Below are 21,901 nucleotides of genomic sequence, written 5' to 3'. Positions count from 1 at the left end.
TTGGGCCCACCCTTGCGGCAGGCTTAACCAGAGGTCATGTTCACCTGTCTCCTGCCGCTACACCTGGCACTTCCTCGCCGGGCAGCGGCGTTTCTGGGATCTGGCCCGGGTGGTAGGTCCGCCGGTGCTTGGAGATGGAAGACAGCAGCGCAGCTTCGCCGTCGGCGTCGGTGTCGATCGCTCTGGCATCTCCGTCGGAGTACACCGCCCACGCCACCACGGGATCAGCGAACGAGGTCCCCTCGCTCGGGTCTTGCCACTTCGTCATCCAGCCCCCACCCGGGACAACGCCCACGATCTGGCGGCGCTCACGAACTTCCTTGAAACCCTCAATGTTCTGTGCGCGTCGCAGCTCATTGCGCCACAGCACCAATGGCTCGCCGTCATCGTTCCAGGCGTGTACGGGGAGAGACTTATCGGGCAGGTGGCCGCGGTCGAAGATGGCTTCGGTGGGCACGGTCGCCGGAATCATGAGTCCTCCACAGGTAGGTGATCTGTCAGTCTCGCGAGGCCCCGTCGTCAGCAAGCCTGTCCAGCCGTATTCGGCCGGTTTTCAGATTCTGATGCGTTGGCCGTGGCTGTCTCAGGTGCTGTCGCGCTCCAACGCATACAGCTCGTACGGCACGGTGGTCCCGTCGTCGGTGTGCCGGTCGGATGTGCCGATGCGGGTGAACCCAGCTTTGGCCAGGACCCGGCCGGAGGCGGGGTTGTCGGGATGGTGCATGGCATCCAGCCGGTTGAGGTCGGCAGCGGTGAAGGCGACGGAAACAACGTGGTGGGCGGCGTGGGTGGCGTAGCCGTGGCCCCAGGTGTCTTCGCGGAGGATGTAGCTGAGGGTGCCCATGGACGGGGTACGTCGGCGCAGGGAGATCAGGCCGATCATCTCGTCTGCGGTGAGGATGCCCCAGCTCCACTGTGCGCGCGGGGTTTCGGCGGCTCGGGCGAGGGCTGCGCGGATCTTCTCGTGGGCCTGTTCGAGGGTGAGGGGCTTGCCGGTGGTGTGCCGGATGGAGGCGCCGCTGTAGATGCGGGTGAGGGCAGCAGCGTCGTCGGGGCGGAGGGCGCGCAGGGTCACCATGCGGCGGTCAGCTCCTTCGCGGTGGGCCGGTCGGCGGGATCGGGGGCCAGGCACGCGGTGATGGCCTTCTCGAACGCGGGGAACGGCCACGGCCGGACATCGCGCAACGCGGTGGTGGTGCCCTGGGCGATGGCGGCCAGCTTCTCCAGGCGGTCGAGGTCGTTGTCGTAGGGGACGGGGCGGTGGCCGGTCCAGCACCAGAAGAGGGAGGCGCTCAGGCTCCAGATGTCGGCGGCCGGCTGTGCCTGGATGTGGGTGTCGGCGGGGGTGTCGAGGATCGCGGTGGCGATCTCGGGGGCGGTGGTGTGGGTGAGGGCTCCCCGGTACGGAACGGGGCGGCCGTCGCCGGGGCCGCAGGCGAGGGCGTAGTCGATGACCGCCGCGTGGCCGTCGTTCGTGACGAGGGTGTTGGTGGGCTGGACGTCGGCATGGGCCCAGCCTGCGGCGTGCATCCGGGCGAGGTGCTGTGTCCAGCTGCGGGCGATGCCCGTGAGCCAGGATCGGACCGCGGCGCGGTCTCCTTCGGGCCCGCGAGCGAGGGCGAATGCCCGCCACAGGGGTGCGCCGTCGATCCAGTTGACGGCCAGCCACCGGCCGCCCTCCCACGTCCCGGCGCTCACCCGGTAGTCGGGGCTGAGGGCGTCGGCGGCCGTGAGGCGAAGGAGGTGGTCGTCCTCCTGGGCCATCTCTGCGGCCTTCTCGTGGGCGTTGTCGGCGTCGGGGGTGTTGGCCTTCACCGCGACCGCTCCCTTGGGGCCCTGCACCTTCCAGGCCCGGGAGCCGCGCCGGTCGCTCAGGAGCCGGATCGTGGTGGGTTCGCCGGTGTGGGCGGTGAGGAGGGCGACGGCTTCGCCGGGGGGAGGAGGTTCCTGGCCCATGTGCGGATGTCCTTCCACTGGGTGGGGAGGTGCGCGAACACGTCGCGGCCGTCGTCGTCGGCCGCGGCGAGGACTGCGGCCAGGTCGGGGGTCGCGCTCAGGAAGCGTGGGTCGCGGCGACGGCGGCCCTCACGGGGAGGAACGAGGCAGGGGCGGCCGGGATTCGGTGGCCGGGCCCGGTGACTTCCTCTTCTCCCGCGTAGAACTTGCCGAACATCACCCCGAGGGGCCCGTAGAGGTTCTTCAGCACCCAGTGCGGCCAGCCCAGCAGGTCACGGTGCCCAGTGCCGGGCACTTCGCCCACCAGGACAATGTTCTCGCACCGCAGGAGGCCGTGGGGCCGTTTCAGCAAGGGCCGTAGCCACTCCGCGGCTTGGGCGCCCGCGTGGAAGAGCTCCGCCTGGACGGCTTCGGCGTCGCCGTCGGCGCGGTAGACAGTCCAGGTCGTCAGGCCCTGCTGGAGGGAGGGGGCCAGGTAGGGGCAGTGGGCGGTCATCCGGCGTGCGTAGTCGCTGATGTCCACGGAGCTCGGTCGGGTGGTGCTGGCCTCAACGAGGCGCAGCGCCCCGGCGGTGGGCCGGGGCGCTGCGCTGCTGCTGGTGGTCACCGGCGGGCGGTCTCCGGCTGGTCGGGCACGATGTCGCCGCCGGCGGGGCCGCAGTCCCATTCGGCGACCACGGTGCCGGTCTTCTGGTAGCGGGCGATGGCGGCCTGGTCGACGTTGCCGTGGGCGTCGGTGAACCAGATCTCGGGCAGCGGTCCGTGCGCCTCTTCGTAGGCGGTGACCCAGGCGATCGGGCCGTGGCCGTTGTTCGCGACGTGACGGATGGGCTGCCCGGCGGTCTCCTGGCACAGGGCCGCGTAGGCGGGGGTGCCGAGTTGCTCGTGCCACTCCTTGTCCACGGCCGGGGAGAACATCTCGGGTGCGCTCTGGCCGTTCTTGAAGCGTTGGCCGGTGATGGTCAGGAACCGGCGTAGCTCGGTCGTTGCGGTGCTCATGGTGGTGCCCCTCTCGGTGTCGAGTGGTGCTCGTCCCGTCCGGGTCGGAACGGGTGTGGTGCCGTGCGCCGCGCACCCGGGGTCGTTGGGGCGGCGCCCGGGTGCGCGGCGGTCTCAGGGGGTCTTGGCTGGTTCGGGGGTGGCGCTGACGAGGCGGTCCAGGCGCTCGTACAGGGCGCGTACGAGCCGGGCGTGGCGCTGGGTACAACGCGCGGTGCCCTCCGCTGGGACGGACAGGCGCCGGTCGGCTTCCTCGAGGACGACGTCGGCCAGGACGCGGGCGGCGTGCTCCTGGGGCAGCAGGGTGGCGGCGCGGCGGACGTCGGCGGCGACGGCGCGGGCGGCACCGGTGAGCAGCAGCGTGATCTGCTGGAAGTCCGCAGACGGCAGGCCGGGGTCGCCGGTCCATCTCAGCACGGCTTTGACCAGACCCTTGTGGAGCTCCCGGTCCAGCGGGAGTTCGGCCTCGATCAGCCCGAGGGGGTCGTAGAGCACTACGCGGGTGTCGGTCATCGGGCGCCTGCCACGTTGTCGTCCTGGTCGTGGTCGCCGGTGTCGGCGCCCGGGGCCTGGACGGCGAGGAAGCGGGCGTAGCCGCGGACGGCTCGCTCCAGCAGCGCCGGGGAAGGCCGGCCGAAGTCGGGCGGCTGGAGGCCGGGGGCTTCCGGTTGGGGGCCGGCGGGTGTGGGTGCGCTCATGGGCACCGCCTCCGTTGCTGGGGTGCGTCGGTGTCGTTCGACGCTACGGATACGGCGGTCCGCTCTTCAATGAGATTGCGGGTAATTGCGGAAGTTCACTCCAGGGCGTCGATCGCTGCTGTGATGAGGGCGCGGGCGTCGTCGCCGTAGACGGCCATCTCTGCGAGGCCGGCGAACGCCTTCGCGTAGTCGGCGAGCTCGCGCGGCTGCGTCACCTTGATCTCCGCCGTCAGTGTCTCCACCACGGCGCTGGTGTCGTCGTGGACGTAGAACGCTTCCAGCGGCCATACGGTGCGCTGCGCGGTGAACGGGATGATGCCCAGCGAGAGGGATGCGAGCGGCATCACGGTCAGGAGGTGGCGGAGCTGGCCGCGCATGGCGTCGGGGTCGGCGGTGCGGAAGCGCAGGACGGATTCCTCGAGGAGGACGACGTAGCGGTGGCCGCCTTCGTAGAGGAATCGGGAGCGGGCGACGCGGGCGGCGACGGCTTCGGCGACGTCGTCGGGGGTGCCCTGGAAGCGGGTGATCTGGTTCATGAGGGCGGTCGCGAATGCTGGGGTCTGGAGGAATCCGGGCGGCACGTTGGAGAGGTAGACGCGGCAGTGGCGGGTCTGCTGGTGGAGGGTGTACCAGTCCTGTTGGACCTGGCGCATGCCGTTGCGGTGCAGGCGGCGCCACTCCATGTACATGGAGTCGACGGCGCGGGCGGTGGCGATGAGGTCGTCGGCCTGGTTGTCGGCGTCGCACACTGCGCACCAGGTGCGGATGTCCGCGTCCGAGGGCAGGGCCGCGCCCTTTTGGATGCGGGTGGTCTTGGCGGGGTGCCAGCCGCACCGGGCGGAGAGGTCCTTCCCGGTGAGGCCGGCGTCCTTGCGCAGGTGCTGCAGCCGCACGGCGAGCGCCTCGCGGGCCGACTGGGCGCTGGACGAGGGAGAGGTGGTCGTCATGAGGTGCGTGGCCCTTGGGTGTGCGTGGGTCAGATGCGGTATTCGGCGTGCGGGGTGGCCAGGTCCCACACCGAGCGGAACGCCTCCACGCACAGCTCTACCGCGCTGGGATCGTCGGTGTGGTCGGGCTCCAGGGCCTCGCCGTCACCGGAGAAGACGTTGAACCGCACGACCTGGTCGTCAATGAGCCAGAAGTCGTTGCCGGGCAGGGAGAGGGTGGAGGCGCGGCGGCGGGGCAGCCAGCGGACGTCCTCTCCGGCACGGAGGTTGGCGTCGGTGATGGCGTGCTCGAAGCGGATGTAGTCGGTGACGGGCTCGGACACGACCCTGGCCCGCAGGACCTTCACCCCGCGGCCCACGGTCCGCTCCACCAGCGGCAGCCAGCCACTCCAGTACTCCGAGTCGTCCGAGGGCACGCTCCCGTCCCGCAGGAACGCGTCGTAGACCTCTCGCTCCTCCCCCACGGCATAGACGTCGCGCAGCTCCAGGTGCAGGGCGTGCTGTCGGGCGGAGTCGAGCAGGTCCTCAAAGCTGAGGGCCGGCGGCTTCTGCGGCATCACACGCCTTCCTGATCTGATCCGCCATCCGGACCGAGATACGGATGGCCGCCTCGTCATCCGCCGGCGGACTGTCCTGACTGCAAGCAGCCCGGGTCACCGCGTCGGCGGCCTTGCCCTGGAATACGAGTTCCGGCCCCTCAGCAGCGTCGGTGTCCACCCACACCGCAGGGCAGTTCCCCCCGCCCGAGTTCGGGTCCGTACCGAAGAAAAGTAACGCCATAACCGCCTCCAAAGAAAGCCAGTTGCGTGTAGTTGCGCAACGACAGTCCCGCAGGCCGGAGTCAACGTCAAGAGCTCTCGCCGCCGTGCTGGTCGGCGGTCAGGGTGACAGCTTCTGGTCCGTCCGGGTGTGCGAGCGCCGCGACTACGGTGTCCCGGGATGCAGTTCCTCTACCTTGCGACCATGGAACACACCCCGATGCCCGAACCCTTGCGGCAGATGGTTCACCACCTCGTTTCCGAAGTGGTCATGAACTGCCAGGAGGTGCTGCGGTACACCGAGCCGGACATCGCGCGCGACTGGAAACGCATGACGCTGATCCGCGCCACGGATGCCTCCGACACGATGGACATGGCGTCCATGCTGATCGCCGCGTACTGCCAGCGCACTGGCATGGCCATGGACACCCTCGCCTCGTATCTCCAGACCCGGCAGCAGCGCAGCCGGGCGACCGGCCCGAGGGATGCGGACCGGTACGAGGTCGCCGGGATGCTCGGCACGCCGCTTCCTCCCAAGGACGACCAGGACGCGCAGAGGAGTTTCTCGTGCGGTCAGGGGTATACGCAGGGCGGGCTGATGGCCGAGGCCGATGAGCAGCGGCTGTTCACCGAGGCATGTCTGCACGGGCTGCGAGCCCGGCTGTGCGACGACGTCGACGCGCTGGACAGCTACCTGCCACCTCACGTCGCGGAGCTGGCCCGGAAGGTCGCCGGGGTGCTAGCGGCACCACAGCCAGCCACCGCATGACGGCGGGGCAGCAGCCTCGTTGAACGGTGCGGCCCCGAGGGGATGGCCCCGGGTCGTCTTGGCTGTCCGCCCACACGTCATCACCGACATCCAGACCCTCCCAGTCCCCGGCGCCCTCAACCTCGATGGCCACTTGCCGTCAGAGCTTCTTGACGTCATCGAGGACCTCGAGCACAGGAACGAAGGGACCGAGGCGTCCGAGGAACGGCAGGGCCTCGCCTACAGCCTCATTCAGGAACTCAAGGAAGCTATCGTCGCCCGCTTCCTACCTGGGGTGAACCCGGGGTCGCCTATGACTTCGCTCGAGCGGTCGGCTCAGCCCACGGCCAAGAAGGCAGCGACTACCTCGGACGGGCTCGCCTGTTCGCGGCTCACGCTGGCTTGTTGCACGCCCCGGAGCGCGTACTGGGCCTCTTGGACGCAGCGCCGAGCCGTCGGCACAACCTCGTATAGAACGCGCCCGGCCTGCGGCTAGCCGGGCATGACGCTCAGGTTTGTTGTGGCGGTCCTGGCTTGCCCTGCACGAGAAATGTCAGTGTGCCTACAGGGCGAAACTCTCGGTGCCGTGCGCGGGGCCGGTGGTGTCGAACAGTCTTCGTGAGCCGGCGAGCGTCCTGGCGCTGTATGTCCGGTGCCGTTGCAGCAGGACAGTGAGCGTGGCGCTCGTCAGCGCCTTCGGCAGGTCCTCTGCCCGTCGCAGCGTCGCAGTCCCGGTGTCCAGTTCGGGTACGTACGGATCATGGAACCGGACCGGCACGCCCCGGGCATGGAGTTCCCGGATGAGAGGCAGGGCCGGTGTGTTGCGGATGTCGGCGACGTCCGGCTTGTACGTGACGCCGAGCAGCAGGACGTCGGCGTCGGTGGGGCGGGTGCCGCTGTCGTCGAGGTGCTTGCAGATACGGTCGGCGATCCACAGGGGCATGCCGAGATTGATCTGTTGCGCGGTCTGCGCGAGGTGGAACGGCAGGCCCATTTCGCCGGCCCGGTGGACCAAATACATGGGGTCGGCGGGAATGCAGTGGCCTCCGACTCCCGGCCCGGGCCGGAACGGGGTGTATCCGAAGGGTTTCGTCGCGGCGGCGGCGAGGGTGTCCCAGACGTCGATGCCCATGTGGTGGCACAGCTGGGCGAATTCGTTGACCAGCGCAATGTTGACCTGGCGGTAGGTGTTCTCAAGGATCTTCGCCGCCTCGGCCTCGCGGGTGCTTCGCGTGCGGTGGACCGGCGCCCCGAGCGAGGTGTAGAACGCGGCGGCGCGGTCCAGGCACCGGTCGGTGAGGCCGCCGGTGAGCTTGGGAGTGTTGGCCAGGTTGTAGGCGGTGTTCCCGGGGTCGATACGTTCGGGTGAGTACGCCAGCGCGAAGTCGATGCCCGCGGTGAGGCCGGTCTGCTGGAGGATCTCGCGGACCGGTCCGTCTGTGGTTCCCGGGTAGGTGGTGGACTCCACGATCACCAGCTGCCCGGCGCGGAGGTGGTCGCGGACCGTGGTGGTGGCGCTGGTGAGGGGGCCGAGATCGGGGCGCCCGTGGCTGTCCAGCGGGGTGGGGACGCACAGGATGACCGTGTCGCAGGCGGTCAGGCAGGCTGGATCGGTGGTGGCGCGCAGACGGTGCCGGACCGCCGCGAGGTCGGGTGTGGTGACGGTCTCGACGGGAGGGACGCCCTGGGTGATCTGGCCGACGCGCAGGGGGTCGGTGTCCAGGCCCCGTACGTCGTAGCCGGCGGTCGCGGCGTTGACCGCGAGTGGCAGTCCCGCGTAGCCGAGTCCGATGACGGCGACGGGTCCGCGGTGGCGGCCGGTGGCTGTGGTCATCGGGTGCCTTTCGAGGCGGTGGGGTGGTGATGGGCTTGCAGGGCGAGGCCGGTGAGGGTGCGGGCGTTGCGGCGGAGCCAGTACAGGAGGGCGAACCGGGCGTGGCCGAAGCTGAGCAGTGCGGGCGGGGCGCTGTCGCAGACGGCGAGGCCGTAGGTGTCCAGGAGCTGGGTGGTTTCGTACAGCGCTGTCATGGTCGTCAGCTCACGGTGGCTCAGCGGGGCTACGTCGAGGTATCCGGTGAGGAAGGCGATGACGCGCGGTGCGTACACGGTGGGCGGTCCGGCCGGCTGTGTGCAGTAGAGCAGAGCGCGCAGGAGTTCGTAGGCGGGTGGGGCGAGCCGGGCGAGGTCGAAGTCGAGGACCGCGCTGATGCGGTTGTCATCGAGGACGAGGACGTTGCCGGGGTGGAAGTCGCCGTGGATCAGCGCCTGGGGCAGGGACCGCAGTTCGTCGAGGTCGGCGGTGGTCAGGGCCTGAGCACGACGGAGTTTGGCCGCCAGGAGGCGACGGGCGTGTCGGTGAGAGCAGTCAGGACCGGCGTGGGCTGCTGCTGCCGCTCGGATACCGGCGGTGGGGTCTGCGGGTATGGCCTGGCGGGGAGCTGTGGCAGGCACCGGGAGTTCGCGCAGGTGCTGGTGGATCCGGCCGAGGACGGTGCCGAGATCGTGGCATTGGCTTGGTGTGGCCGCGTCGGTGTGGGGATGGTTTCCGGCGGCGTGGCGGGTCAGTAGGTAGTGGTGCGTTCCGTGCTCGGTCGTGAGGTGGCCGTCGTTGTTGGACAGGACGGCGGGGGCGAGGCCACTGGTGCGGGCCGCGTGGTCGTGGGCGGCGGCGGTGAACCGGGCTCGTTCCGGGGTGAAGTACTCGGGCAGGCGGCGCAGTACATATCGGCCGTGCGTGGTGCTGATGAGCCAGGGGGCGGTATTGGTCCCGGCGGGAAGTCTGGTGATGACTTGCCCGCTGTGGGGAAGCTGCGGATAGCGGGCGAGGATCGCGGCGGGTGCGTTCACGCGGCGCCCGCGGTACGCAGCCAGGTGGTGAGGGCTTCGGCGGTACGGGTGTTGTCTTCGGGGCTCATCAGCGGATGCAGGGCGGGGCACAGCAGCCGGCTGGCGACGTCTTCGGCCACGGGAAGCGGCCATTGGCCGGCCGTGGCCTTCGCGATCAGCGGGTGGACCCGGTAGGTGGGCGGGTTGGCGATGACCGTGCCGATCGCGTGTTCCTCGCGCAGCGCGTCCCGGAGGCGGTCGCGGGTCCCGGCGGGGAGGGCGGCATCCAGCAGGACGTTGTAGAGGTAGTAGACGTGGCGGTAGCCCGCCCGTTCGCCGGGGGTGTGCAGGCCGGGGGTGCCGGTCAGGAGCCGGGTGCGTTCGCGGGCGAGGGCGATGCGCTGGTCGTTCATGGTGTCCAGGCGCTTCAGCTGGACGCTGCCGACGGCGGCCTGAAATTCGGTCATCCGGTGACTTGAGCCCAGAGTCTGTCCCAGGCCGAAGGACCGCAGCTGCCGGATGCGGTGGGCGGTGGCCTCGCAGTCAGTGGTGAGCATGCCGCCCTCGCCGAGGGTGGTCATCAGCTTCTTGCGGTGGAAGCTGAACATAGTCAGCCAGCCGCCGCTGCCGACCGGGCCCAGCGGGGTGGTCGCGCCGGCGGCGCGGGCGGCGTCGACAACGATCCGGGGCGGCCCGATTCCGAGCGCTGCAGCCCGGCTGGTGGTCTCGGATTCGATGGCCACGAGGTCGGCGGGCTGCCCGTTCATGTGCGTGACCAGAACAGCAGTCGTACGCGGGGTCATGCGCCGGGCGATCTCGTCCGGGTCGAGGTTGAGGGTGTGCGGGTCGGGTTCGGCCAGGACCAGGCGGAACCCGGCGCCGAGGACGGCGAGGTGGGTGCCGGGGAAGTTGATCGCGCAGGAGATGACTTCGGCCCCGGGTTCGGCGTCCAGGCAGGTCATGGCCAGGTCGAGGGCGACGCCGCCGCTGTTGACGCTGACCGCGAAGCCGGCGCCGGTGTAGGCGGCGAACGCCTTCTCGAACTCTTCCTGGTGGCGGCGGGTGTACTGGTCGGTCCAGGACGGCATCTCGGCCAGCACCTGGGCGAGCGCGGCGTGTTCGGCCTCGGTGTACCAGCCGCCCATGCCCGGCTCCCCGGGCCAGACGGCCGGGGAGGCTGGCTGGGGCGGCGGGGAGGGCAGGGTCATCCCTGGTGCTCGCGGCCGTGAGCCGACTCGTAGGCGCGGGCGTCGATGAGCTGGTTGACGTCGCGTTCGAGGTGGTCAAGACCGTGCGTGGCGATGATGGTCTTGCCGATCTGGAGCATGGTGTTGGACCGGTTCTTGAACGGGTCGCACACCTTGGGACAGATCGCGGGCAGGTCACCCCGCACGCGGGCGCGTACGGCGCCTTCCCAGACTTCGGCGAATGAGGTGTCCACGGCGGATCCGTAGCTGGCTCCGCCGGGGCGGGGGTGGTAGTTGCACGGGTACAGGTGCCCGTCCGAGCCGACCGCGGCGAACATGTCGGTGATGGAGCAGACCGAGAACTGGCGTGGCAGTTCGGCCTCGTAGTCGAGTTTGTGGACCTCGATCAGCTCGAAGTTCTCGTCGACGACCTCGTCACGGATGCGGGCGATCAGCTCGTTCGCGTGGGCCACCTGGGCGGGGTCGAGCAGCTTGTCGCCGGAGATGTCCCGCTTGAGGCGGAGCCGGTCCGCTCCGGCGTCGCGGGCCAGGACGGCCATGTCGTAGACCTCGTGGTAGTTCTCCGGGTACAGGATGAACGAGACGCTGATCTCCAGATCCGTCCGCTCCTGCCGGCGCCGGGCCGCCAGCGCCCGCAGGTTCTCCACCGCCCGCTCGAACTTCACCGCTCCCGCCTTGTGGCCGCGGAACTTGAGTGCCGCGTACGTGGGCCCGGTTGCCGCGTCCAGGCTCACGTGGACGTAGCCGGAGTGGACCAGGACATCGATGACCTTGTTGTCCATCAGCTCGCCGTTGGTGAAGATGCCAACGCGTACGTCGTTGTCGATGAGGTAGCTGATGGCGGGCATGAGTGCCGCGCGGGAGATCAGCGGTTCGCCGATCAGGCCGGAAAAGGACACATTATGGACCCGGAACTCCCGGGTGTGGTCCGTGCCGCCGGAACGGTAGCTGCCGGTCTTGCGGTACCCGACGATGTCGCGCACGAGCTTCATCATCGCTACGGGTGAGCCGAGCGTGTCCGGGAGCCGGTCCGGGGCCTCCTTCGAGGCGTCCACGAGCGTGAGCATGTCCCGCTCGTCGTCCCATATCTCCAGCGGCACGTGATCCCCGATGCACCACTGGCAGCGGAGATTGCAGCCGCTGGAAGGGTGGATCAGCACCTCGTACGGCGGCAGCACCTGCCCCTCCACCGTCGCGGCGAACAGCGGCCACTGCCGCCTGAGCACATCCAACTCGTTGAAACGCCCCGGAAGATCAGTCCGGAAAGCCCCCTGTAACGATGCCGCCTGCTCTCCCATGACTCCCACCCCTCCCGATCACCGCCACGCACAGTGGCGGAGCAATGACTATAAGCAGGCACGGCCGTCACTCGCACAGGTTTCCGCTACCGCCAACAAGCTCTCCCCGACGCCCAGTTCCCCAGCGGACTGGGGTCCGGCATCGTGTCCCCATGACCTCAACCCCGATGCCGGCCGCACTGCTGAAGGAGGTCGTCGACGCATGTACCGGCCTGGCCCCCGCACCTGCCACGGTCCTGTCCGGTGGACCAGTGCACCTGCACCTGCACTGCGCGCCCCCTCCGCCCCTGGCACAGCTGGTGGCGGCGCTCACCCCGTACCTTCGGGCCTCCGACACGGTGGACGGCGTCCCCTCGCAGGAGATCAAGGTCGTCGTTTCCGACACGGCACTGGCCCGGCGCGTCGGGCACGTAATCACCACGGCCGGCGGGAGTCCTCGTCACAGCGAGCCGCACCTGGTCCACAAGGGAATCCACCTGGTCCGCAAGTCAGCCGGTTCTCCTCCCGGGCGGCGCTTTGGCCATCTGCTCTGGAGCGACGACAATCCCCGGACCACTTACGTGATCCTGCCGGGCGCGGACTCCGCTTCGCAGAAGGTACTGCTGCGGATGGTCCGGGCGATAGCCGCCCGCACGCTGCTCGCCGCTGGCTGGGTACCTCTCCACGCGGCCTGCGTCACCACGACGGCAGGTGCGGTGATCCTCCTCGGTGGGCAGGGCGGCGGCAAGACTACGGCCATGCTGCGCCTGCTGGACGACGCCATCCGTCCAGCCTCGTTCGTCGCCAACGACAAGGTCTTCCTCAGCCCCGAAACCGCCGGCAGGGTGGAAGTCCGCGCGCTGCCGACAGCCGTCGGCCTGCGCGGACCGGCCCTCCGTCTCTTCCCCGCGCTGAGCCGAGCGGCACCGGCAGCAGCCGTGTCTCAGAACAGCGGCGCTGCCCGTGATGCGGACAGCAGGGAAGGCCGGACATATCTAACGGCGCAACGTGTTGCCGAGGCCTTCGCCGTCTCCCAGTCGGAGGGCGGGCCTCTGGTCACGTTCGTCGATGTCGCATACCGCGGGCCGGGCCATTCGGCCTGGCGCCCTCTCGCGCTGGAGGAACGCGTCGCCGCGCTGCACGCCGCGTACCTGGCCGACGGACTGCTCGACGACCCTCACGAACACTCCCGCCTCCACCGGGACCATGGCCATTCGCACCACCAGCGGCTTCAGCGATGCGCCGCTGGTGTACCGGCGGCCGCCTTCAGCCCTGGGGACGATGCCGCACCGATACTCACTGCGGGAATGGCCGGCCTCCTCGCTCAGGCAGAGCGCACCTTGCCGTGACGCAGACGGTGATCGAGCTCCCACAGCGCCGATCGGTTGGAGTCCCACTGCACGGCCTTCACCGCCGCGTCGAAATCGAACCAGCCGTACTCGGTGTGCTCGTCCGACAGCGTCAGCTCAGAAGTATCGACACGGACTCCGAACGTGAACTCAGGAATCACCAGCACGTCCGGGCCCCAGGTGAACTCACCGGTGACGTGCACCACCGGAATCGTCGCCCGCGCGTCGAGTTCGACGAACTCGAAGTCGCCGTCCAGGCCCGCCTCCTCGGCAGCCTCACGCCGGGCGGCCAGCAAAGGAGACTCGCCGGCCTCTCCGCCACCGGCCACACCCTGCCAGTACGCGCCGTCCGAGCGGCGGAACAGGGCAAACTGCAGATCCCCCTCCACCTCCCGGTAGGGCAGCACCAGTACCTGGAACGGAGCACGGCCATCCGCAGCTTCAGTCACCGCTACATCGTAGGGCCGACAGGGAAAGGACACCGCCCGCCGTGCCACAGCCTGTTAGCCGATGGTGCTGCGGAAGGCGACACACCCTGATCACCTCACCGCCAACGACGACCCGGAGCCAGGTGGCATTCAGCTGGCGTAGAAGTCCTGCAGGGTGTCGTCGAGGTCTTCGAGGGTGTCTTCCTCGCTACTGATACCAAGAGCGCTCAACATGCCGATGCACGAGGCGGAGTAGCGGCCGAGGGCGACGATGAGGTCGTAGTACTGCTCCTCGTCCTCGTCGAACAGGCGGGCCAGGAAGGCTGCGGTCTGCTTCACGCCGGGCGGTCCGGTGAGCATCGTCTCGATCATCTTCACCACATCGCGCTCCGGGATTCCTTCCGGGAGCCCGACCGTGAGCTGGGACATCAGGGCTTCCACCTCTACCTCGCGCTCCTTCGCGAGCCAGAAGGTAAGACCTGACGCCGCCATCCCGGCGCCGGTGACGAGCTGAGTGACGTGGTCAATTCCGCCGGCCTCCAGATCAGCGTTCACTGCCGTGAGCACTACGCGGCACACCGGGTCGTCAGCGCGGACACGTGCTGGTGACGCCAGGGGCTGCAGGGCCGCGCGTATCAGCTGCATCACGGGTTCGGATAACGAGTTCATAGCGTCATCCTCCCGCCTACCGCTGCTCACCGGCGGGCATTCTGCAACACCGAGGCCGTGCTGAGCATGAACTCACTGGAGTCACCTTCTGCCTTGATCAGTTCCATCCGTCTTCCACCGGTGAGGTGCCGCGAATGCCTCAATGCGCCCTTGTGGCGCTCGCGTGACCTGTCTGAGTCTGGGGCCGATCAACTACGAAGGGGGTTCACGATGGGTCGGTCCAAGGCGAAGAAGCCGCGGCGTGACAAGGGCGGCGGGCAGGAACGGTTCCGGATCGACGACCGTGTGGTCGGCCAGGCGGAGATCCTGGCGGCGGGCGCGGCGCTGAGCGACCACGTCGATGACCACGGTCGGCTGCTCTACATGGACACTCCCGCGCTCGGGCTCGGCCAGGTCGCCACCGGCATCAACCCGGACACCGGCACTGTGGAGACCGATGACGGGGAGGACCCGATGCCGGTGGCCCTGTTCGAGCCGGAACGCGCGATGATGTCCCGTCTGCCCGGCGGCGAGACCTCGGAGATCCAGGTGGAAGGCGCGATCTCCGCCGGACTGCGGCGCTTCCCTCGCGGCTTCGCCGATCTGCGGACCATCCCTGGCTGGGCTCTGCACCGGCTGGCCGACAACCGGATCGAACTGCGCTCCCCCGACGGCGGTGTCTACTCCCGCATCACCGTCCCCGCCTCACCCGACTGGTACTCAGCCGCCCTGCATCACGGGTACGTGGTGTGCTTCTACGGCCCGCAACTCGGAGTGCGCACACCACCCGGCAGCACACCGCAGCAGTACACCGACGCCAAGCGCCTGGAGGAATTCAGGACCGCTCGCGGTCGTGGCCTGGTCGCCGGCGGGATCATCGCCTACCGCAACAACCGCTGACCCACGCCCTGCTGGGGCCCACGAGTGACCTGCTTAACTCTGACGCTCTCCCAGAAGGCGTCGTTGCCGCTTCTCGCCACTATTGCCAAGGATCTTGAATGAACAAGAACGAACTCGACTCCGCCTGGGTCGAGTCCCAGTTGCGTGACGCCCAGTGGCAGACCAGCAGCGAAAGCAGCGGCGGGACAAACTGCGTCCAGGTCGCCTTCCTCGATCAAGGCGTCGTGGCGCTGCGCGACTCGAAGAACCCCGACAAGGCGCCGCACCTGTTCACGGACTCCGAGTACGACGCCTTCGTCGGTGGCATCGTCCGCGGGGAGCTCCGCCGCGGCTGAACCCGTAGTCCCTGAGCGTCGGCCGGTCCCAAGTCCACGGGGCCGGCCGCCTCCATGAGAAGAGCACGACCGGCGCCATAACCAGCCCACCGTCGGCAGCTGGAGCGGTGAGCTGTCCGGGTATCAGCCAATGGGGCTGCGCTGAGTATCGGACACCGGGGGCATCCAGTGCACCGCGTTCTCGCGGAAGGAAGCGTTGACCGGTGTGAGGTCTGCGCCGCTGGTGTCGTCGAGGGCCGGGACGTTGATGCCAATCTCCGGGACGTCGCAGTCGACCGCCGCGACTCTGGTGCCGCATGCGCCGCAGAATCCGCGCTTGGCCTTGCCCGGGAACGTCTCGAACCAGGTCGGCTCACCGCCCTTGCCCGTCCACGTGACCCGCTCGAAGCCGACCCACCACATCACCGGGGCCCCACCGAGCTTCACACAATGGCTGCAATGGCATGTGTGCGGGTATGTCGCTTGGCCCGTGGCGGTGAAGCGGATCCGACCACACAGGCATCCGCCAGTGCGCTCTTCGGCTCCCTTGGGGGTGGCGTTCATCAGGTGATCTCCGCAGCAATATAGGCGAGTTGAGCCCATCAGTCTGACAGCCCCTGCCCATTACTGCAGGCAGCAACAGGCCGCGACGCCGCTGCCCGCTCTGGACGGCAGTCGCGCCCCGGGGCCCGGCAGTGCTGTGCCCTACCGAATAAAAGACCTCTCTCAATAGAGAGAGGTGTCGGCACCTGATACCTGCTGACCCACCCCTGTTGACCTGGGGCGCACCGGTCCCTGGCCCAACGCTCTGGGCAACTCGCTGCGCAACCGGCTGGGCACCTGGTTGCGCAACCTGAAGGGCAACCGGCTGAGCAACTGGTTGGGCAACCCGGGCGGCCCCGTAGGACGGCGCACCGCCGAACGGATGTGCGCTATGCCTCCGGCCCCGTGCGCTGCCCCAGATGCTGACCCGCGCCGGCAAAAGCTGCGTGGGCTCTTCCCGGTGAAGTCGCGCCGATTCCGTCCTGGTGGGTGCAGCGTCACTTCAGACTGGTCGGATGTCACAGGTACCGAGGGTGTATGGCAGTGAGCGTGATGATTCGGAGTGCGGGCCGCAGCCCGGTCGCGACTACCGCGAGTTGACCGGTGGGCCGCTGGACGGGCAGTTGCTCGATGTCTCCGGCTGGACGGAAGAGGAGATCACTACCGGCGCGTACTTGATCACCCCTCACAGTGCGTTCGGGCCGGGGGGCCGGGCCTCTTACGCGCCGACTTTCAGTCGTCCTGGCGGTCCGTGGGTGTGGGAGGGCGACGTGCCCTGATCATCTCGCCGTCAACGCGGGCCCGGTGCTGTGGCCCGAATCTGGTGGGCCTGGAGCGGATTACTCGTGACCGACCAGGGCGGTGAGGTCCCCTAGCTCAGCGGAGCTGGCCGCCGGTCGGGCGGGGCTGCTCCTCCCGATCCTCGGCACGCTCGCGGGCCTCGACCGCATCAGGGTGGTCCTCGCCGAGGAGTTCGCCGGCCAGTCTGGCGATGTAGTCCCACTGGTTGGCGACGGTGTTCTTTGAGAACACCGTCTTCTCCATGCACTCGGCCTTCTGGTACTCGTTGGCGAGGTGCAGGTGGGCGTTGCCCGTTTTTCTGAGCGCCTGGACCCGCGGGCTGGGCAGCGGCTGGTCCTCCGCCCTCGCGGCCTTCTCCCACAGGTCGAGGAAACGCCTGGTGGTCTCGTCCAAGTCCAGTTTGCGGCCTGCGGGGGCGAGCTCTACGAGCAGGGCGATCAGTCGCTGCATCGTTTCGGAGTCCGGCAGCCGGGGCTCCGACAGCACGTAGCTCATCGTGCTGGTGCTCAGGTAACCGGGCTCCTTCGGCGTCCCCGAGATCTTGGAGATCTTGGAGAGGCTGGGGCGTCCCACCGACATGTGCAGGTCGTGAAGGCTGTAAATGAGATCCCTCAGCGGTCCCACGTCGATCTGAGGCTTCCTCAGAATGCCCGGCCGTCCCATCGCTTCACTCCCCATCAGGTATCCAGAACTATCCAGAACTGTACAGGGCTACCTGGCAGGTGGCCGACCCTACGCAACTGGTGTCCCGGGCCTGGAGGTGCCCAGACAGGACTGGCTCGGGACCCCAAGACCTGATGAAGAGTCCTTCCAGGGCGCCCGCCGGGTGCCGGAGAAGGAGATTGATCCCGTGCATAATCTGATGGTTGTCGCAGCTCATGGGCTTGTGGCCGAGCTTCCCGCGGACCTTGTCGCGGCTGCCGTGATCGGAGGTCTCGGGGCCTTTGTGCGGGCGTGGCGTCAGCGTGCGTCCAAGTCAAAGTGACCTGCGGTGTGCTGCCGGTCCCATACCGGCAGCACACCGCGTCCCTGCCGATCCGCTACTGGGCTTCGGCAAGGTCCGAGGCTCGCAGGGACCGCTGCCCGAGGGCAGTTCGGGGAGCTGGTTGAAAGCTTCGGTCAGCTCTCCGTCAGCGCGCCCCCGATGTGTGTAATGGCTGCCGACCCGGCTCGGCTCAGGCTTCGGACCGCCCGGGGCCGGCCGTCGGAAGGATGGGCGGATGTCGCGGCAGCTGTCGGCGAGATCGCGGCGCAAGCTCGCCAACGTCCACCCCAGCCGCCGACGTCCTGCGCCCACTGCGCAACCCAGAAGCGTCGGCGCTGGACGACGACAACGTCGGGGCCTGGAGCGGATTAGTCGTGGCCGACCAGGGCGGTGATGAGCTTGCGGGCTCTGGCTTTGGTCAGTCGCTTCGCGGCCGTCGCGCATCGCTGCCGGGGAGCGCGCGGGGCGATGTCGCTGCCCTTGATCACCTTGGTGAACTCGGCGTCGAACCGCTCCTTGCCGACCTTCTCCGCGAGCGTGGTCAGGTACTTCACCTGTGCCTCGGTGGCCGGCTCGGTCTTCGCCTGTTTCCGCCGTTCCTGCGCAGGGGCGTAGATCTGCTTGTAGTGCTCCTTGCGGGCCGCCTCCGATTCCGGGCTGCGGCAGGTGATCTGCACGCCCTCGAACCAGGTCTGGGTGCCCGGCTTGCCGGTCACCGCCTCCCACAGTGCGTCTGCCGTCAGCTTCTCCTCGTCGACGCCTTCGGTCAGACCTGGGCCGACGAGCCCGTAGTAGCCGGTCTTGCCCCGCGGGATCACCGTGAACCCGGCCGGGACGGCATGGGCTTCGAGCCAGTCCTGGCCGCACCCGCAGTGCCGGGCGTGGTACCCGGCCCACTTTCGCTCCAGCGGCTCGTAGACGAGCCGGTCGCCGTAGTACTTCGGATCTCTCGCGAACCCAGACACGGCCGGCAGTCTCCCACCCTTGGCCCCGGCGGAACAGCCCACCGTCAACCCAGCGAGGATCTACGGCGGGCAGGAGGTGCCGAATGGGTGGTGGCCTTCGGGCCCGTTCCGGCGTTGAACCGCGTGTGAATCACCTTTACGAGCAGGACCTCGGCGCCTTCTACCTGACCCGCGCTCCGGCCCACCTGGACGACGATGACGCCGCACTGGCGCTGATCGCACACCTTCCTGACATCAGCGCCGCCCGGATCAAGTACGGGCTCGCGTGCCGACACTTCGTCACCACCGGGGACACGAGCCGAATCGACGCCTACTTCAATGCCGCGGACATCGGCCCCGACCACGAGTTCGACGCCGGGCTGGTCGCCTTCGCACGCCGGGAGGTCGAACGGATGCGGATGCTGGAGTGGGAGATCACCGGAGTCCACCCGAGCGACACCGATCCTGACACCGAGTGACTCGACACCCGCCTCACTCGAACCCCGTCCGTGAAGGCCCTGGCCGATGCCGCGCGGCGCGGTCCATGACGCTGCGGCTGGGCGCGTCGTTGACCCGAACGATTCCATCACGCCGGGCCCCGGGGTGCCGTGGCTGATCCTCCCCGGGGCCCATGGTGTGTCCGACCCGGGTCGGTCAGTCCTCTTCGGTCCCGGTGGCGGCCACCCTGTCGGCGGCTTCGGTGTCGGTCAGGAGCAGCGCCTGTGTCGGGTGGGCGTTTCCGCCCTGTACGACGTGGACGTGGCCCGGGTGGGTGTTGGGCTCCGGGGTGGGGTGGATCTCCGGGGCGAGGTGCTGCCAGGTGCGGGTGGTCACCCGTCCCAGGACCTTGGTGGAGAAGTTCTCGCGTCCCGCGCCGAGGACGCCCTTGGCGAGCTGGGTGCTGACCAGGATGTGGATGCGGGCCTGGGGTCCGGCATAGAGCGCGTACTCGAGGGCGTCGACGGCCGGGGACGTCTTGGGGTCTCCCTTCTCGCGGATGGTGTCCCAGTAGCGGGCCAGCTGGTGCAGGGTGGCGTCGGCGGCCTCGAACACCACCGTCAGGCGCGGCAGGTCGTCGACGTCGCCATGCTGGTCGATGAGGGCGAGCCGGTGCTGGAGTTCGGCCTGCAGGCCGGTCAGTGCGTCGTGGATGTCGGCGGTGTCGCGGCAGTAGGTGACGCCGGGAAGGCCGCTGGCCCAGTGCTGCGAGGCCCGCTTGAGGTCGAGGACCAGGGCGTGGGAGCCGCGGTGCAGGAGCTGGGCGGTCAGGGTGCGCAGGATGGTCGTGGCGCCGCCGCCGGTGCCGGTGCAGACCAGGACGTGCGGTCCTTCGGTGTCCAGGTCGACGCAGACCGGCTGTCCGTCGTCGGTGGTGAAGCCGAGCAGGACCAGGGAGACGGGCAGCGCTTCCAGCTGCTCGCGGACGCCCGGGTCGGTCAGGCGCAGCGTCGCGGTCGTGGTGGTGGTCTTCTTCGTCATGGTGCGGTGTTCCTTTTCTGTGCTGTGCCTGGTGAACCGGGTGTTCTTCCAGGCGGGGGGATCGTGTCGTGCGGACCGGACAGGGCCGGTTCGCGGGCATCGGCGGGCCGGGACGGTCAGCCGGGGTCGGTGGCGTGGGCGCGGGGCCGGTTGCGGGCCCACTTCTTGAGGTCGCCGACGCGGTAGAGGAATTCGGCACCGCGCTTGTCGACCGGGCCGGGGAAGTCCGGGTCGTTCTGGCGGGCCCAGCGCAGCGCCTTGAGGCTGGCGACGATGTCCGACAGGTGGTTCTCATACGCCTCGCGCAGGCCGACCACCGCTTCATCCGGGTCGGGTGCCGGGGCCGGGGCCGGGTTCACCGACGGCGGCACCGTGGCGTCGCTGGGGCCGACCGCAGGGGCCGGGGTCGGCGGGGTGAGGCTCCAGGCGTCGGCGAGGAAGTCCCGGTCGGCGGCCGGATCAGTGGTGGGCGCGGGCGGGAGCTCGGGGGCGCTGGTGTTCCAGGCGTCGGTGAGCAGGTCCGCGGCCGGGGTCGGCGTCTTGTGCAGGGTGGGGCCGGTCTTGCCCTGGGCGTGGACGCCGGACATCGCCCACTCGCGGGCCTCCGCGTTGGACAGGTTCAGGACCTGCGTCTCCTGCGCGCGGCCGCGGGTGACAACTTGGACGCGGCCGTGGTGGTCGCTCGCCATCGGGATGGGACTGACTTCGGGCACGAGCATGCGCCACGCGTTGAGGGTGTAGCGGACCAGGATGCGGGTGGAGAAGTTCTCGCGCATCGCCGGGCCGCCGACGGCGTTGGCGGTCGCGGACTGGGCGACCAGGAGCACGTGCAGGCGGACCTGGCGGCCCATGAAGAGGATCTCGGCGAGCGCGTCGACGGCCGGGGACGTCTTCGAATCGCCGCTCTCGCGGATCTTCGCCCAGTACCGCTTGAGCTGCGCCATGGTCGCGTTGACCTCTTCGAGGAGGATCACGATCCTCGGACCGACCCGCCACGGCTCCTTCTCGAGGACGTCGTCGGCCAGGTCCTCCGCGAGGCTGAGTCGGCGCCGGCCTTCCTGGGCGAGGCGGACCAGGGCGTCGTGGATCTCGCCGATGTCGCGGCAGTAGGTGACGCCGGGCACGCCACGGGCCCAGGTGTGGGAGATCCGCTTGAAGTCCAGGACGAAGGCGAGCGCGCCGTTGTGGATGAACTGGCAGGTGATGCAGCGCAGGATGGTCGACTTGCCGCCGCCGGTGCCTGCGGAGATCAGGACGTGGGGGGAGTCGTGGTCCAGGTCGACGGAGACCTTCTTCTTGCCCGAGCCCAGACCGATCAGCGGCGCGGACTCGGGCATCCTCGCGAGGATCTCGCGCACCCCGGGATCCGACAGGCTCAGCAGCTTGGGCGGGATCTTGCGCTTCTTGACGATGACGTGGGTGTCGTTGCCCGCCCGGCGCCAGGTGAAGGAGACGTTCTCCAGGGCGAGCTTCTTGACGATGAGGTCGGCGACCAGGTCCTCGTTGAACCTCATGTGGGTGGGCACGTCGATGCGTATCTGCGCGTCGTCGTCGGAGAAGTCCCTGGGGACGTGGAGGTAGCGGCGCGGGTCGGTCAGCTCGGAGATGCCCAGCGGCACGGCGAGCGCCTCGTGCAGCGGGGTCACCCACTCGCGCATGAACTCGCGGCGCTTGCGGGTCAGCAGCCCGTAGGCGACGCCGCCGGCCGCCGCGGCCGAAGCGGCGGCGATGCCGCCGCTCTCCAGCGTCGCCAAAGCGGGGTCGGGGTTCTCCCAGATGTCGCGGGCGGTGGCGAAGGTGGAGTCCTGGTTCTCCCACAGCGCCCAGTAGCCGGTCCCGCCCGTCGCGGCCAGGCCACTGACGCGGAAGGTCAGGCGCTGCCACCCGGCCCGGTAGGAAGAGCGGGACACCTTGCCTTCGACCTTCGGCAGAACGCGGGTGCCCTTGCGCCAGAACGTCGCGTCCGTCTTCCGCTCCCCATCCACGGGGCGGCCGGCCAGGAACCGGCCGATGCCGAACGCCACTGCTTCGGCGGTCTCTTCCACCTGCTTGTCGAACTTCGTCTGCGCCACGGCTGTCCGCCCTTCGTCCTG

Annotated in this window: 25 protein-coding genes and 1 pseudogene; 6 read left to right on the top strand and 20 right to left on the bottom strand. The window is 69.1% G+C overall.

Translation table 11 applies throughout. From position 1 onward, the window contains the following. Window positions 1-40 precede the first annotated feature (40 nt). From IG90_RS0132995 to IG90_RS0132955, 9 genes and pseudogenes are all read right to left on the bottom strand, one after another. Window positions 41-472, bottom strand: a complete 432-nt coding sequence (locus IG90_RS0132995; RefSeq protein ID WP_030593025.1) for a hypothetical protein — start codon at window positions 470-472, stop codon at window positions 41-43. A gap of 111 nt (window positions 473-583) precedes the next feature. Continuing rightward, complete coding sequence (locus IG90_RS0132990; protein ID WP_030593022.1) at window positions 584-1,078, bottom strand: GNAT family N-acetyltransferase; 495 nt, start codon at window positions 1,076-1,078, stop codon at window positions 584-586. Further along, entirely contained in the window at window positions 1,072-1,956 is an 885-nt protein-coding gene (locus tag IG90_RS0132985; RefSeq protein WP_030593019.1) for a protein kinase domain-containing protein, read from the bottom strand. The genes IG90_RS0132990 and IG90_RS0132985 overlap by 7 nt, the downstream gene beginning before the upstream one ends. After that, window positions 1,872-2,563: pseudogene (locus IG90_RS40010) on the bottom strand (DUF6875 domain-containing protein). Before IG90_RS40010 ends, IG90_RS0132985 begins: the two are co-directional and overlap by 85 nt. Next, entirely contained in the window at window positions 2,560-2,955 is a 396-nt protein-coding gene (locus IG90_RS0132975) for a hypothetical protein (RefSeq protein ID WP_030593016.1), read from the bottom strand. The pseudogene IG90_RS40010 and the gene IG90_RS0132975 overlap by 4 nt, the downstream one beginning before the upstream one ends. A 114-nt stretch (window positions 2,956-3,069) precedes the next feature. Beyond that, the gene (locus IG90_RS0132970; RefSeq protein WP_030593015.1) at window positions 3,070-3,468 is read right to left on the bottom strand and encodes a hypothetical protein; all 399 of its coding nucleotides are present in this window, start codon (window positions 3,466-3,468) and stop codon (window positions 3,070-3,072) included. Next, a complete protein-coding gene (locus IG90_RS0132965) occupies window positions 3,465-3,653 on the bottom strand; it encodes a hypothetical protein (protein WP_030593012.1) in 189 nt (62 codons plus the stop codon). The genes IG90_RS0132970 and IG90_RS0132965 overlap by 4 nt, the downstream gene beginning before the upstream one ends. A gap of 95 nt (window positions 3,654-3,748) precedes the next feature. Further along, window positions 3,749-4,600 carry a helix-turn-helix domain-containing protein gene (locus tag IG90_RS0132960; RefSeq protein WP_033894861.1) on the bottom strand — a complete coding sequence of 284 codons (852 nt, stop codon included), beginning with the start codon at window positions 4,598-4,600 and terminating at the stop codon, window positions 3,749-3,751. A 29-nt stretch (window positions 4,601-4,629) separates the two neighbouring features. Continuing rightward, on the bottom strand, window positions 4,630-5,157 hold the full coding sequence (locus IG90_RS0132955) for a DUF6879 family protein (RefSeq protein WP_030593007.1): 528 nt from the start codon (window positions 5,155-5,157) through the stop codon (window positions 4,630-4,632). A gap of 406 nt (window positions 5,158-5,563) precedes the next feature. On the opposite strand from IG90_RS0132955, the gene IG90_RS0132945 reads away from it, so the two are divergent. Then, window positions 5,564-6,127, top strand: a complete 564-nt coding sequence (locus tag IG90_RS0132945; RefSeq protein ID WP_233436148.1) for a hypothetical protein — start codon at window positions 5,564-5,566, stop codon at window positions 6,125-6,127. A 541-nt stretch (window positions 6,128-6,668) separates the two neighbouring features. On the opposite strand, the gene IG90_RS0132935 is transcribed toward IG90_RS0132945, so the two are convergent. The 4 genes from IG90_RS0132935 to IG90_RS0132920 are packed head-to-tail and all read right to left on the bottom strand — an operon-like array spanning window position 6,669 to window position 11,366. Then, the gene (locus IG90_RS0132935) at window positions 6,669-7,940 is read right to left on the bottom strand and encodes a nucleotide sugar dehydrogenase (protein ID WP_033894859.1); all 1,272 of its coding nucleotides are present in this window, start codon (window positions 7,938-7,940) and stop codon (window positions 6,669-6,671) included. Further along, window positions 7,937-8,953: a phosphotransferase gene (locus IG90_RS0132930; protein ID WP_030592992.1), complete on the bottom strand. Its 1,017-nt coding sequence runs from the start codon at window positions 8,951-8,953 to the stop codon at window positions 7,937-7,939. The genes IG90_RS0132935 and IG90_RS0132930 overlap by 4 nt, the downstream gene beginning before the upstream one ends. Beyond that, on the bottom strand, window positions 8,950-10,140 hold the full coding sequence (locus IG90_RS0132925) for a DegT/DnrJ/EryC1/StrS family aminotransferase (protein ID WP_078585493.1): 1,191 nt from the start codon (window positions 10,138-10,140) through the stop codon (window positions 8,950-8,952). The genes IG90_RS0132930 and IG90_RS0132925 overlap by 4 nt, the downstream gene beginning before the upstream one ends. Next, window positions 10,137-11,366, bottom strand: a complete 1,230-nt coding sequence (locus IG90_RS0132920; RefSeq protein WP_030592986.1) for a radical SAM protein — start codon at window positions 11,364-11,366, stop codon at window positions 10,137-10,139. Before IG90_RS0132920 ends, IG90_RS0132925 begins: the two co-directional genes overlap by 4 nt. Before the next feature lie 224 nt (window positions 11,367-11,590). On the opposite strand from IG90_RS0132920, the gene IG90_RS0132915 reads away from it, so the two are divergent. Next, window positions 11,591-12,766 (top strand): phosphoenolpyruvate carboxykinase (ATP), encoded by a 1,176-nt coding sequence (locus IG90_RS0132915; RefSeq protein ID WP_157847098.1) that lies wholly within the window; start codon window positions 11,591-11,593, stop codon window positions 12,764-12,766. On the opposite strand, the gene IG90_RS0132910 is transcribed toward IG90_RS0132915, so the two are convergent. Both IG90_RS0132910 and IG90_RS0132905 read right to left on the bottom strand, forming a co-directional pair. Next, on the bottom strand, window positions 12,742-13,215 hold the full coding sequence (locus IG90_RS0132910; RefSeq protein WP_030592980.1) for an NUDIX domain-containing protein: 474 nt from the start codon (window positions 13,213-13,215) through the stop codon (window positions 12,742-12,744). The genes IG90_RS0132915 and IG90_RS0132910 overlap by 25 nt on opposite strands. A gap of 129 nt (window positions 13,216-13,344) precedes the next feature. Next, on the bottom strand, window positions 13,345-13,839 hold the full coding sequence (locus IG90_RS0132905; protein WP_157846372.1) for a hypothetical protein: 495 nt from the start codon (window positions 13,837-13,839) through the stop codon (window positions 13,345-13,347). Window positions 13,840-14,073: 234 nt separating this feature from the next. On the opposite strand from IG90_RS0132905, the gene IG90_RS0132895 reads away from it, so the two are divergent. Further along, complete coding sequence (locus tag IG90_RS0132895; RefSeq protein ID WP_030592974.1) at window positions 14,074-14,742, top strand: hypothetical protein; 669 nt, start codon at window positions 14,074-14,076, stop codon at window positions 14,740-14,742. 98 nt (window positions 14,743-14,840) lie between these two features. Continuing rightward, entirely contained in the window at window positions 14,841-15,077 is a 237-nt protein-coding gene (locus tag IG90_RS0132890; RefSeq protein ID WP_030592971.1) for a DUF397 domain-containing protein, read from the top strand. Between the two features lie 123 nt (window positions 15,078-15,200). Here the strand turns inward: IG90_RS0132890 and IG90_RS0132885 are convergent, their stop codons facing one another. Next, window positions 15,201-15,620, bottom strand: a complete 420-nt coding sequence (locus IG90_RS0132885; RefSeq protein WP_030592968.1) for a GFA family protein — start codon at window positions 15,618-15,620, stop codon at window positions 15,201-15,203. A 494-nt stretch (window positions 15,621-16,114) separates the two neighbouring features. On the opposite strand from IG90_RS0132885, the gene IG90_RS46365 reads away from it, so the two are divergent. Beyond that, window positions 16,115-16,378, top strand: coding sequence for a hypothetical protein (locus IG90_RS46365; protein ID WP_030592966.1), 264 nt, complete (start codon window positions 16,115-16,117; stop codon window positions 16,376-16,378). A gap of 97 nt (window positions 16,379-16,475) precedes the next feature. Here IG90_RS46365 and IG90_RS0132875 read toward each other — a convergent pair whose 3' ends face one another. Further along, a complete protein-coding gene (locus IG90_RS0132875; RefSeq protein ID WP_157846371.1) occupies window positions 16,476-16,979 on the bottom strand; it encodes a hypothetical protein in 504 nt (167 codons plus the stop codon). Window positions 16,980-17,753: 774 nt separating this feature from the next. After that, on the bottom strand, window positions 17,754-18,350 hold the full coding sequence (locus tag IG90_RS46360; protein ID WP_233436147.1) for a DUF3072 domain-containing protein: 597 nt from the start codon (window positions 18,348-18,350) through the stop codon (window positions 17,754-17,756). 125 nt (window positions 18,351-18,475) lie between these two features. Between IG90_RS46360 and IG90_RS0132865 the strand changes: the two genes are divergently transcribed. Continuing rightward, on the top strand, window positions 18,476-18,808 hold the full coding sequence (locus IG90_RS0132865) for a hypothetical protein (RefSeq protein ID WP_030592960.1): 333 nt from the start codon (window positions 18,476-18,478) through the stop codon (window positions 18,806-18,808). Between the two features lie 175 nt (window positions 18,809-18,983). On the opposite strand, the gene IG90_RS0132860 is transcribed toward IG90_RS0132865, so the two are convergent. Continuing rightward, window positions 18,984-19,808 carry a hypothetical protein gene (locus IG90_RS0132860; RefSeq protein ID WP_030592958.1) on the bottom strand — a complete coding sequence of 275 codons (825 nt, stop codon included), beginning with the start codon at window positions 19,806-19,808 and terminating at the stop codon, window positions 18,984-18,986. A 116-nt stretch (window positions 19,809-19,924) separates the two neighbouring features. Beyond that, window positions 19,925-21,880 carry an FtsK/SpoIIIE domain-containing protein gene (locus IG90_RS45015; protein ID WP_033894857.1) on the bottom strand — a complete coding sequence of 652 codons (1,956 nt, stop codon included), beginning with the start codon at window positions 21,878-21,880 and terminating at the stop codon, window positions 19,925-19,927. Between the last annotated feature and the right edge of the window lie 21 nt (window positions 21,881-21,901).

The organism is Streptomyces anulatus (genome assembly GCF_000721175.1).
GTDB classification, from domain to species: Bacteria; Actinomycetota; Actinomycetes; order Streptomycetales; family Streptomycetaceae; genus Streptomyces; species Streptomyces anulatus_C.
The sequence above is the reverse complement of the archived record's forward strand: the minus strand, read 5'-3'. Positions and strand labels throughout refer to the sequence as shown.